General features: G+C 42.8%; 13 protein-coding genes. 5 read left to right on the forward strand and 8 right to left on the reverse strand.

All coding sequences use genetic code 11. From position 1 onward, the window contains the following. Positions 1-27 precede the first annotated feature (27 nt). Positions 28-663 carry a GTP pyrophosphokinase gene (locus CVD19_RS08945; RefSeq protein ID WP_101581500.1) on the reverse strand — a complete coding sequence of 212 codons (636 nt, stop codon included), beginning with the start codon at positions 661-663 and terminating at the stop codon, positions 28-30. 66 nt (positions 664-729) lie between these two features. After that, complete coding sequence (locus tag CVD19_RS08950; protein WP_101581501.1) at positions 730-1095, reverse strand: hypothetical protein; 366 nt, start codon at positions 1093-1095, stop codon at positions 730-732. Between the two features lie 123 nt (positions 1096-1218). Between CVD19_RS08950 and CVD19_RS08955 the strand changes: the two genes are divergently transcribed. From CVD19_RS08955 to CVD19_RS08970, 4 genes are all read left to right on the forward strand, one after another. Beyond that, complete coding sequence (locus tag CVD19_RS08955) at positions 1219-1806, forward strand: CYTH domain-containing protein (protein ID WP_101581502.1); 588 nt, start codon at positions 1219-1221, stop codon at positions 1804-1806. Positions 1807-1824: 18 nt separating this feature from the next. After that, positions 1825-2439 carry a lytic transglycosylase domain-containing protein gene (locus CVD19_RS08960; RefSeq protein WP_101581503.1) on the forward strand — a complete coding sequence of 205 codons (615 nt, stop codon included), beginning with the start codon at positions 1825-1827 and terminating at the stop codon, positions 2437-2439. 173 nt (positions 2440-2612) lie between these two features. Then, positions 2613-3017, forward strand: coding sequence for a globin domain-containing protein (locus tag CVD19_RS08965; RefSeq protein WP_101581504.1), 405 nt, complete (start codon positions 2613-2615; stop codon positions 3015-3017). 20 nt (positions 3018-3037) lie between these two features. After that, positions 3038-3895 carry a ClpXP adapter SpxH family protein gene (locus CVD19_RS08970; protein ID WP_257985081.1) on the forward strand — a complete coding sequence of 286 codons (858 nt, stop codon included), beginning with the start codon at positions 3038-3040 and terminating at the stop codon, positions 3893-3895. A gap of 519 nt (positions 3896-4414) precedes the next feature. On the opposite strand, the gene pepF is transcribed toward CVD19_RS08970, so the two are convergent. The 6 genes from pepF to CVD19_RS09000 all read right to left on the reverse strand — a co-directional run bounded on the left by pepF (position 4415) and on the right by CVD19_RS09000 (position 11847). Beyond that, positions 4415-6232, reverse strand: coding sequence for an oligoendopeptidase F (gene pepF, locus CVD19_RS08975; protein WP_101581505.1), 1818 nt, complete (start codon positions 6230-6232; stop codon positions 4415-4417). A gap of 184 nt (positions 6233-6416) precedes the next feature. Next, positions 6417-7613, reverse strand: coding sequence for a competence protein CoiA (locus CVD19_RS08980; protein WP_101581506.1), 1197 nt, complete (start codon positions 7611-7613; stop codon positions 6417-6419). A 110-nt stretch (positions 7614-7723) separates the two neighbouring features. Then, positions 7724-9235, reverse strand: coding sequence for a cardiolipin synthase (gene cls / locus CVD19_RS08985; RefSeq protein WP_101581651.1), 1512 nt, complete (start codon positions 9233-9235; stop codon positions 7724-7726). Between the two features lie 186 nt (positions 9236-9421). Further along, complete coding sequence (mecA, locus tag CVD19_RS08990) at positions 9422-10093, reverse strand: adaptor protein MecA (protein WP_101581507.1); 672 nt, start codon at positions 10091-10093, stop codon at positions 9422-9424. 352 nt (positions 10094-10445) lie between these two features. Then, the gene (gene spxA, locus CVD19_RS08995; RefSeq protein WP_101581508.1) at positions 10446-10841 is read right to left on the reverse strand and encodes a transcriptional regulator SpxA; all 396 of its coding nucleotides are present in this window, start codon (positions 10839-10841) and stop codon (positions 10446-10448) included. A 430-nt stretch (positions 10842-11271) separates the two neighbouring features. Then, the gene (locus tag CVD19_RS09000; RefSeq protein ID WP_101581509.1) at positions 11272-11847 is read right to left on the reverse strand and encodes a GNAT family N-acetyltransferase; all 576 of its coding nucleotides are present in this window, start codon (positions 11845-11847) and stop codon (positions 11272-11274) included. 181 nt (positions 11848-12028) lie between these two features. Here CVD19_RS09000 and CVD19_RS09005 point away from each other — a divergent pair, with 181 nt between their 5' ends. After that, positions 12029-12214, forward strand: a complete 186-nt coding sequence (locus tag CVD19_RS09005; protein WP_101581510.1) for a hypothetical protein — start codon at positions 12029-12031, stop codon at positions 12212-12214. Positions 12215-12236: the final 22 nt, after the last annotated feature.

Genomic DNA, 12236 nt, shown 5'->3' on the forward strand with positions numbered 1-12236 from the left:
TAGCAAGCCGGACAGGTTGATCTTCCTTTAACTCCCATCCTGCTGCATCTCTTTTTTTCGGGTGAAAAAAGCCTGGGCTTCCTGAATTTCACCCCTGATTGTGGACATTTCTTCATCCAGCCGGAACGCGGCCTCAGCCGCTCTCTGCAGCCTGATCCTGATGTCCTCCGGAAACTGGCCCTTATATTTATAATTCAATGAGTGTTCGACCGTAGCCCAAAAATTCATGGCAAGTGTTCGGATTTGGATTTCTGCGAGGATTTTTTTCTCCCCGTTTATCGTTTGGACCGGATACCTGATCACCATATGGTACGAACGGTATCCGCTCGCTTTTTTATGGGAGATATAATCCCTTTCCTCGACGATTTCAAAATCGTTCCTGTTCCTCAAAAGTTGAACTACCCTTTTGATGTCGTCAACAAACTGGCACATTATCCTTAGTCCCGCAATATCCTGCATCTCTGTTTCCAGTTTATCGAGAGGGATGCCTTTCAGGTTAGCTTTGTCAAGGATGCTCGCAATTGGCTTCACCCTCCCGGTGACAAATTCAACCGGTGAATGCTCAGATTTCAGATCGAATTGGGTCCTCATTCCCCTAAGCTTTATTTTTAATTCTTCAACTGCTTGCTTATAAGGCTCTAAAAAATATTCCCAGTGTTTCAAAAAAAGATCACCTCATCCGGTCTTATCTCTTTGTTTCGTCGCTTAACGGATGATCATGCTGGCCAACTAAAAAATGCTTTCTACTTTTGAGGCCATTTCTTCTCCGTAATTACTGTTCCCTTTAATGTTATCTATTAAATAATCCATTTCTTCTTGCAAGCCTTCCAGCTGGAAACGGCTGCCCCCACCGGCTACAAACACTTCAAGATTTGAATCAAGCGCCTGTTTCAACTGTGGCCAGACTGCTTCCGGCATGGCGATATATGTATATTCCCCGTCTAATTCAGCCAAATAGATAAATGACAGGTGATCTGAATCCACCAGCATCCTTCCTGTGGCAGCCAATTCGGAAAGCGCTATATCTGAATCTGCTTTAAGCAAAAGTTCCCCATTTTCCATTGTTGCCTCAACGATGTTCAGTCTTTGTGTCATGTTTTTTCAACCTCCAATAATCGTTTCCATTTTACCATATCAACACAATTTCTCCTAAAGATTGAAGTTGTGGATAAATAAAGAGATAATATCTGCATAGCAGGTTGCGAAAGGAAGAGCACATTGTCACAGCACATAGAAATCGAATTTAAGAACCTCTTGAAAAAAGAAGAGTTTTCCCGCTTGCAAACCTATTTCAAGCTTGACGGCAGCAAGTTTAAAAAGCAGGTGAACCATTATTTCGATACATCGTCGTTTTCCCTGAAGAATGCCGGCTCGGCACTCAGGATCAGGGAAAAAGGCAATCAATACGAATTGACTTTGAAACAGCCGGATGAAACCGGCCTGCTTGAGACCAGCCAGATTTTATCCGGGCAAGAAGCTTCAGCAGCGCTGCAGCATTCGGTCTTCCCTGAAGGCATAATAAAGGACAGCCTGGCCAATATGCGTGTCGATACAGATAGTCTCGTTTTCTTTGGATCGCTGACCACTCTTCGGGCAGAGAAAGAATACGAGAATGGATTGATTGTTTTAGACCATAGTTACTATTTAAACAAAGAAGATTTTGAGTTAGAATATGAAGTGACCGATGCAATAGAGGGCTTAAGCATTTTCAATAATTTACTTGAAGAGCTGAACATCCCCAAGCGGGAAACCGATAATAAAATAAAAAGATTCTATAACGAGAAATATAAACAGCTGCGTAATTAACACATAAAGGAGATTTTCATGAACGTCAATCAATTACGAGTAATGCTCGAGTTGCAGGCACTGCAGAACTTTAACCGTTCTTCGCAGCCTTCCGATGGAAACCTTTTTGATGAACTTTTGGCGGAAATGTTGAGCGGACAAGGTATTAACAGTTCTGCAGCATATGAGGTTCCACAGGCTCCTGCAGCAATTGCAAATCTTACAGACAGCGCCAAGGCCCTGCCTCCTGTCAATTTGACAAAGCTGTCCGGCAGCAAGAATGATTACAGCCAAATCATTGAGCAGGCAGCTGAGGCGTACCGGATTCCGGCAAAGCTGATCGAAGCTGTCATTAAGAAAGAATCGAATTTCAACCCAAATGCAGTGAGCCATGCGGGGGCATCAGGTTTGATGCAGTTGATGCCAGGTACGGCAAGGGGACTAGGTGTTAAAAATGTTTTTGACCCTGCCGAAAATATTCATGCGGGAAGCAAGTACCTGCGCCAGCTTCTTGACCGGTATGATGAAAATATTGACCTTGCACTTGCAGCTTATAACTCAGGTCCAGGGAATGTCGATAAATACGGCGGCATCCCGCCTTTTAAAGAAACACAAAATTACGTAAAAAAAGTGACAAATTCGTTTTACGGATAATATTTCCAGTTCATTTCGGCCGTCTGTGAGTGGTAACAGACGGCCTTTTTGTGTACATTAGTAAAGCAAAGCGTGCGGCATGAGTCCCGTACAAAGCTGTTTGTTTGAGATATCCGAAAAGCCTTGTTAAAATAATAACCAAATACTAACCGTAGTAAAAGGAGTTTATCTAAATGGTCGAGAAAATGCCCACACCGTTCGAGGCCATCGGCGAGGGAACGCTTCATCGGCTGGTTGATGCTTTTTATCGCCGCGTAGGACAGCATCCTGATCTTGCTCCTGTATTTCCCGATGACCTGTCAGAAACCGCCAGAAAACAAAAGCAGTTTTTAACTCAATATCTTGGCGGTCCTGCGTTATACACCAATGAACATGGACACCCGATGATGAGGGCACGCCACCTGCCATTCGAAATTACTCCGGCAAGGGCAAAATCATGGTTATCCTGTATGCGAGAGGCGATGGATGAGGCCGGACTGGAAGGGCCGCTCAGGGAGGAATTTTACTCCAGGCTTGTACTTACAGCCCAGCATATGATCAATACACCAGATGACCATACAAAGGATGAAAGCCCGTGAACATAAATCACCAAAACTTCGTGAATTCTTCTGGTTCTTTTTATTGTCACGGGAACGAAAAAAAGCCGATTGAAATCTATATGTTTGTGGATCCGCTCTGTCCGGAATGCTGGGCTTTGGAGCCCATCATGAAAAAACTGCAAATTGAATATGGCAGGTATTTTTCTGTAAGGCATATCCTGAGCGGACGCCTTGCGAACTTGAATATGACCAGAAAAAAACGGTATGAAACAATCGCAGAATTATGGGAGAAAACGGCAAGCCGGACCGGCATGTCTTGCGACGGTAATCTGTGGTTCGAAAATCCTGTTTCGTCGCCTTACCTTGCATCTATAGCCGTTAAATCGGCGGAGCTGCAAGGCCGGAAAAAAGGAATTCGGTTTTTAAGGAAAATTCAGGAGGCCCTTTTCCTCGAGAAGCAGAATGTCTCAAATTTTGAGGTGCTCAAATCTTGTGCGAGGAGTGTCGGACTGGACATAGAAGAGTTTGTGACAGATATTCACTCTGAAAGTGCGGCAAAAGCATTCCAATGTGATTTAAAAATTACTTCAGAGATGGACGTACAGGAGATTCCTACCCTCGTGTTTTTCAATGCGAATGTGGAAGAAGAGGGCATTAAAATTACAGGAAGCTATCCATACGAGGTTTTTGTGCAAATCCTTGAGGAAATGCTTCCGGAAAAGCCTGTCGCAGCAGACCATCCCCCGCTGGAGGCATTTGTGAAGCACTATAAAATGGTAGCATCCAAGGAAGTCGCCGTTGTATATGACATGACCGTCAGCCAGGCTGAGATGGAAATGAAAAAACTGTTGCTCAAGCAAAAAGTTGAGCAAGTGCCAGCCAAGTATGGAATGTTCTGGAGATACAATCAAATCTGACCCGTGTTGTTCGGAACACGTTTTTCCAAAGTAACAATACAAATACATGAAAAAGGCCCTGCAGCCGTCATGCCGCAGGGCCTTTTTCTTTATTTAATACGAACAAAGGGGATGGGAGAAATTTTTCACGGTCAAACTAAAGGGTATATGTTTGTTTGTGATCAACTTCACGATTTAAATATACCATGATTGTCCCATTATAACAAGAGCTTGTGCGTTATTTCACAATATTGTCAAATCCAGTGCATGTTTGCAGTGATATTGGAATACATATTACTGAACTAATATATATGGAGGGAGTCCGCTTGAAAAAAATACTGGTCATTTTAATGGTCCCATTTGTGCTCTTTTCTTTCTGCCTTTATATTTTCGGGCTGATGCATATAGTCCCGATATTCTTTAGCGCCCCCGTCATGTTTTTTTCGCTGCTGGTGCTTGTAGCATACGTGAACGGCAGAAAAAAGTTTAAGGGGTTTTAAAAAGGATGGAGCCAAGAACCGCTCCATCCTTTGTTCTTTTTTATGACAGCATGCTTTCCATTTCAGACAACTTTTGCTCGAATACCTTGCACGCCTCGGCAATGGGCTCTGAGCTTGTCATATCGACCCCTGCTTTTCTCAGGACTTCGATAGGATAATCGGAGCTGCCTGCTTTTAAGAAATCAATATAACGTTTGACGGCAGGTTCGCCTTCTTCTAGGATTTGCTTGCTCAGCGCGGTTGCAGCGCTGAATCCGGTCGCATACTGATAAACATAGTAGTTGTAGTAAAAATGCGGGATCCTTGACCACTCCAGGCCAATTTCCTTATCGATTTCAATATCCTCTTCCCCAAAATACTTCTTATTCAATGCATAGTACTCATCTGTCAGCACTTCGGCTGTCAATGCTTCATTGTTCTGCACCTTTTGATGAATCAGGTGTTCATATTCCGCAAACATTGTCTGCCTGAACACGGTACCCCGGAAGCCTTCAAGATAGTGGTTCAACAGGTACAGGCGCTTTTGTTCATCGTCTATTGTTTTCAGGAGATAGTCATTCAGCAGTGCCTCATTGCAAGTGGAGGCAACCTCCGCAACGAAAATAGAGTAGTTGCCATAAGGATATGGCTGTGCCTTCCTTGTGTAATAGCTGTGCACTGAATGGCCGAATTCATGGGCAAGGGTGAACAGGTTGTTCACATTATCCTGCCAGTTCATCAGGATGTAAGGGTTTGTTCCATAGGAACCTGATGAGTAAGCACCACTGCGTTTGCCTCTGTTCTCGGGCACATCAACCCAGCGGTTTTCAAACCCTTCCTTCAGGACGCTAATATATTCTTCACCTAAAGGTGCAAGGCCGTTTAAGATAATATCTTGCGCTTCCTCATAAGGAATCTCCATTTTGACGTTTTTTACGAGCGGAGTGTACAGATCATACATATGAAGCCGGTCTACACCGAGGACTTTGCGGCGGAGCTTGACGTACCTGTGCAGCAAAGGCAGATGGTCATTCACAGTATTCACCAGGTTCTCATAGACGCTTTCCGGAATATTGTTCGCGGAAAGGGCCGCGTGCCGGGCCGATTCGTAATGGCGGACCCTCGCATTAAAATTATCCTTTTTCACGTTCCCGCTTAAAGTGCTTGCAAATGTATTCTTAAATTTGCCGTAGGTGTCATAAACACCTTTAAAAGCGTCCTTTCGCACACGGCGGTCCTCACTTTCAAGGAATCTGATATACCGCCCATGGGTGATTTCGACCTCTTCTCCGTTCTCATCCTTGATGGCCGGGAATTCAAGGTCGGCGTTGTTCAGCATCCCAAATGTATTCCCTGGAGAAGCCATTACCTCCGAAGCTTCCGCGAGCAGTGCTTCCTGCTCGGCAGACAGGACATGCGGCCTTTGGAGATTGATCTCTTCAAGCGCATGCTCATATAGCTTCAGATCATTATTTTCATTTAAAAAGCTTTTAATCTTCTGTTCATCAACAGCAAGGATTTCAGGAACAATATAAGCAAGTGCACTGCCGGCCTGGGAGTAGAGGTTTTTAATACGGTCGTCCAAACCCTGATAGAACGAATTGGTCGTATCCTGGTCATACCTCATGTGGGCGTATGTATATAGTTTTCCGAGACGCTCCAGCAATTGATCCTGATACTTGAGGGCATTGAAAAGCTGTCCGGAACTTTCGCCCAGCTTTCCTTCAAATTCCTTGATACCAGGAAGCAGTTGTTTAACCTCATTGAATTCACTTTCCCATGCCTGATCATCAGGGAAAATATCTTCGAGCCTCCAAGTATGTTCAGCTGGCACCTCACTTCGCGCCGGCAGTGTCTTTACCTTTGTTTCATTTGCCATTCCCTTGTCCTCCTTCTTTGTTTCGGTTGGCGAATATATTTAATACAATTCTTTCTTTTTTTCCAAAATCCTGCCCCTGCAGGCAAGAAAGTGGGACTTGCACCAGATGGCGGCTTCCGTTCTTCGGTCAGAAACACCATGTCTATTTTATGCTATTTTCCCGGGATTCATGAATGAAAACGGGTTAATAGGCATTTTCTATGATACTCCCGTATTTTTTGTAAAAATGATCCTCCAGCTCAATTTGCTCAGGGATTGAACCTGGCACTTGAAAGACATTTATAACTTTAAAGGTTGTTTGATTCAGCATCATCAAACAGCCTGTCTGCCCGAGGAGCAGCATATACTCATGGACTGCCCGTACGGCACTTTCGCCTTCAGCCAAGGGTATGGTTCTCAGCTTGATCTGCCGCTGTTTTATCCGGGTTCTAAAGGTTGATAATACATTGTGAAAAGGAACAATGTCTCCCGGTTTACAATATTGGAATATGTCAAAAAAAAGATAGCTTTGCCAGATAAGCGGCGGTGTTTCTATCAATGGATTGCTGGGAATTGGAAGGCCAATTTCAGGGGGAAGGCAGAAGATGTTCAGACGGTTATGGTAAAGTTCCTGCAGGAATAAATCTCTCCTCGTGCCGCGAAAAGCCGCGTATTTAGTTTTGAATTTTGTTAATTCAGTTCTCCATTTTTGAAATAAAGGGAATTTTTTTGCTTGCGGGGCCAGGAGGTCTCGAAGGGAGAGCTGTTTTGGAGTAAAAACCGCAAAACCGGAGATGATCCTGCGAGAAGAAATGGGGACTGTGTTATTCAAAAAAATAAACTGATTGGACTCAGGACAAAAAGCGGGAAGGAACCAGCCTGTATTCATTCGTTTGAGGAACAGGAATTGAAAACTGTTCAGGTCAGCCAGGGTTGCGCCAACCCGCTTAATTTGTTTTCCGCCAAGAATCCAAAGGGGGATGCAGCCGTTCCGCTTATAGTTATTGGTCCTCTTTTCAAAAATTTCTTCGGAAATCGGCGAACATTGGAATTCGACAGCATACCTGCAATCTTTCCTTACAAAGGCAATATCCGGCTTCTGCCGGCATAAAGGGTCAAATTTCTCCAGCACCGGGTTTACTCCCTGATTTATGAGCCATCTGTACATCGCCAGCTTTCCAGCAAGATGGTATTCCGATTCGCGCTCGAACTGCGATTCGCACCAGCTTCCCTGCTGGTGGGCAAAATGCCAGATCCGCTTGCTTCCCAGTTTTAGAACTACTTTTTCACCACATTGAGGGCAAAAAAACGGTTCCGTGTTTCTGCAGGCTGCGAGCACATTCCTGTCCCATTTATCTGCCAGGCACAGCTTTTCGCCATTTTGTCTGTTTGCAACTAACATTCACTTGCCTCCTTTCAATTGCTATATGTATCATTTCGCTATTGCTGAACATAATCCTCCACGAGAAAGAAAAAAAACCTGGCTCACACCGCCAGGTCTTTCAGCTTGGATTATAATAACGGTGACAGCAGCCTTGCCGTTGATTCTATGAGCCGGTAACCGAATCGCCGTGTTTTAAACTGCTCCAGTTCAATTTCTGTAGACACCGTTAAATCCTTTTCGTACTCTGCAACCAGATCACTGGTGCTGCCTGTACGGTAAAGGAAGGCGTTCACTTCAAAGTTTAAATGGAAGCTCCTCATGTCCATATTGGCTGTGCCGATTGATGCAAGTTCGCCGTCGACGATTACAATTTTACTATGCATAAAGCCTTTTTCGTATTCATATACTTTTACGCCGGCCTCAAGCAGCTCCGGAAAATAAGACCGGGACGCGTGGAACACAATGCGCTTATCCGGTTTTTTCGGGACAAGCAATCTCACATCCAAGCCACTTAAAGCTGACACTTTGATTGCGGAAAAAATATCATCATCCGGTATAAAATAAGGAGAAGCGATCCACACGGAGTGCTTGGCAGAAGAAATCATCGACAAAAAGATGTTTTTGATCACACTCCACTCGTTATCAGGTCCCCCTGCAATCAGCTGGACACCTCCATGAATGCTTTCCTCCAATACTGGCGACAGATATTCCGCTGTAATGAAGCTGTGGTTCGACATATAATACCAGTCCTGAAGAAAAATCAGCTGCAGGGTTCGCACTGCCTCGCCTTTCACCAATAAATGGGTGTCCCTCCAGAAACCGAATTTTTTATTCCTGCCAAGATATTCATCACCAATGTTCAGGCCGCCCACAAAACCAGCCGTTCCATCAATCACGATGATTTTCCGGTGATTGCGGAAGTTGAATTTACTATTTAAAAAAGGCAAACGGACAGGGCCGAATGCAACCACTTCAATTCCCGCACTTTTCATGTCATTGATATACTGTTTTGAAAGCTGCCATGATCCTACCGCATCATAAAGGAAACGGACCTTGACCCCCTCTTTTGCTTTAGCAATAAGTATATCTTTAATTTCATTCCCAATTTTACTATCCCGAACGATATAATATTCCAGGTGTATATGGTGGGTAGCTTTTTTTAGTTCCTCTATAATGTGGCTAAAGGTTTCCTGGCCATTGGTCAGCACTTTTGTAGAAGTGGCAAACGATATCGGGCTGTTGCCAAGCTTTTGGGCCAGCCTGAACAGCTTTTGCTGATGCTCGCCAGCTTTGCTTAGCTTCTCTTCATTTGCCTGGCCTCCCTCCCCTTCAATCTTCAGGAAAGCTTGCTTATCGAGAAAGTATTTACGGCGAAACATTTTTTCCTTTCGGTAATTGCGGCCAAATAATATATAAAAAATAAAGCCAAGCAGCGGAAAGCTTCCAAGTACAATCAACCAGGTCAAAGTCTGGGCCGGATGGCGGTTCTCGAGTGAGATCACGAATCCGATAAACACTACGGACAGTGTAATAAATAAACTTCCATATCCAAAAAACCCGCCTTTCAGTTGGCTGTTGAATAAATAATACACGGCTGCAAGAATTGCTATAAAAAGTAAAACTTTGACGGTATTCTTCATGTCTATCACCTGTATTTCTTTTACGGCCTGCATTTTCAGGCTCTCTCTTGGCACTTTTTCGATAAAACTAAAAGCCAAAATTCACCAAACATTAACTATATAATACCTAACTTACGGACGAATTCTCAAAAGGATTCACCTTTATTGCATGAAAAAACCGATTCCACTGCTGAAATCGGTTTTCAATCAAGAGAAGTGTTTTCTTAACACACTGAAAACATCCTGCTCGATTATCTTCTTCCCATACTCTTCAAGGCGGTATATTGTCATTGTCGATTCCTGGCCGTATTCAAGAAGGATGCTTAGAATATTATCTATTTCATCTTCATCCTCGAATGAATCTTCCGGGAACTCAATATATAAATAATACTTGCCATCAAGGTTATGAAGCGCTGTATTTAATGTTTCAAGCCCTGGCCGTTTTGAAAGGGCAATTACATCTTCAAAATCGTTAAAGACAAGAAGAAATTCAAGGCTTTCCTCTTCATCATATATTTCGTCCGCCTCAGCGTTAGGGTTGAAATGTTGGTCGAGCAATTCCTCGATCCGTTCGTCAACGGGAAGATCTTTCAGCTTGTCATCCGGAACGGGCAGCTCAAATTTCTGCCCATCCTTGGATAGCTGGGCCTTTGTCACCAGTACCTCCAGCCCCTTATCAAGAGCCTGGACCTGGATCCAGAGCGGTCCTTCCACAGCGAATTCTTCCTCCTGATGCACTTCATCCATCATTTCCCAGAAAAGTTCTTCGCTTCGTTCACGGTTATACCAGATTTCTTCCCGGTCGAAGCCTCTTTCCTCTATATCAAAATAAGAAATGTAAAACTTGACGGTATTCTCATTAATGCGTTCGATTTCCATTCGTTATCTCTCCCTTCCAGGCAAGAATTGAAGGGACAAAATACCCCCGTAAACAGCTGTATATATATTTGTTACCCTTTCTCCGGCAAAATGAACCAACTATGTTCCCTTTAAAGAAAAGGTAAATTATAATGATTATCTTGTACTTTTATTTTATGATAAATCTGCAATTATGGGAAATAAAATGCAACCTATTTTGCAAAACCATTACATGCCTACCACATAATGAAAGTATTCTACAAATTTTATCAGGTTTAGGCAGAAAACTCAAATTTATTCCCGTTCGTGGAATGTTTAATTATTTCCAAATAAAAAAGCCTTCAATCTAATTTATAATTGAAGGCTGAATTATTTAGTTTACTAAACGCTGTGCTTCCCTTAACTGATAAGTCCGGACTTTTCTTGGAAGGAAACGCCGGATTTCATCCTCGTTATATCCAACCTGCAAACGCTTCTCATCGATGATGATCGGACGGCGGAGCAAGCCTGGGTTTTCCTTGATCAGTTCAAACAAATCCTGGAGAGGCATTGTTTCAAGATTCACATCAAGCTTCTGGAACGTCTTTGAACGTGTAGAAATGATTTCATCTGTTCCATCCTCTGTCATGCGGAGGATTTCTTTAATTTCATCAATAGATAAAGGTTCAGAAAAAATATTTCTCTCACTGTATGGAATCTCATGCTCTTCCAGCCATGATTTCGCTTTTCTGCAAGAAGTACAACTTGGTGAAGTGTATAAAGTGACCATTGACTAATTCACACTCCCTTAATAATAACTTTATATATAATGCCCTGCAGCATTAAAGTGTTATTTAAAATTACTTTAATTTTGTAATTTCTATTAATAATTATACACCATATTGAAAGGATTTGGTATCCCCTTTTTTTAAAAAACTATGTAAGCATTTTTGGCTTTCCAAATAATAAGACGAACTGATTGGCTAAAATTTCATTTTTTATAAACTTTTTCATCGCCCTCTTTCACGGATTGTACAATATCATTCGTTTATATTTACAAATTTCCGACCGTAAGCCATAAAAATCTTTTTTTATAAATAATCTTTTTTTAAATACCCCTGTTATCGATCTTATAAACATAATTTTTAATCTTTTTTCATTCTCATCTGTAATCCTCAAAATGAAAACGTATCCATTATTACAGCGTACTTCGTTCCATCTTAAAGGTCGCGAAGCAAATTCCTGCTTTCCCTGTCCTCATCAAAGGTTAGGACCTCTTCTGCAGGCTGATAACGCTCCCCGTAAAATTGTTGATCTTTATAAGTGTGGATTAAATCGTAGGTTTTCGTCATTGCTTCAAAAACCGCTTGTTCCGTTTCCCCCTCTGGAGCCCAATAAAGAATTTCCATCGCATTTATTTCTTTGGTGGCCAGCGACCTTCGTTCATATCCTATCGCCCTTGCATGCTCGAAACCTTCCCGCTTGTAAAACCGGAGCCGCTTTTCAGTGTCCGAGTCCTGGTAGTTTACGGGTTCAACTTCAAGGATGATGGGCTTCCCTTTCTCCTTGAGCTTATCCAGTAATTGGTGTCCAAGTCCCTGGCCCCTTGCATTTTTTGACACAAACAGGTAATCGATAAAGACAAAGTCATCCAGCTCTGCATACATCAACACGTGGTGGGGACCTTCATCTTTATGGTAAATGTCGGACCTTTCCTTCAGCAGTGTCTCCATATGCTCCTTCGATTTCATTTCTTCAACAGGGAAATATTGATTTAATTTTTCATACCAATGCATGCCATATACTCCTTTTCCATTATTTGAGCAAGCTCATATAAGCTTGGGCCGTCCCTCTTTTGTAAAAAGTATTTGTTCATTTATTTCTTTTAATGCGGCTGAATATCTTTTAAAATATAAGTGTACGGGGATCATGCATTTCTTATCACATTGTTGTGAAATAGACTGATGGAGGGTTATCATGGGTGGCTACATATTGGATTTAACGATAGTTGCTGTGCTCGTTGTCGGAATTACTGCAGTCATGGGAGTGCTGACAAACGGAATCGGGGAAAAGTTCTTTGGCGGTAAACGCAAATCGGAATTTGTTGACCAGTCTGAAAGGGTTCAAACCGGCTGGAAAGCAGTCGGGGGGAACAAGAAATAAATTGCACCACAAGTATATGATA

Origin of the sequence: Bacillus sp. T33-2 (assembly GCF_002860205.1) — a bacterium.
Taxonomy (GTDB): domain Bacteria; phylum Bacillota; class Bacilli; order Bacillales; family Cytobacillaceae; genus T33-2.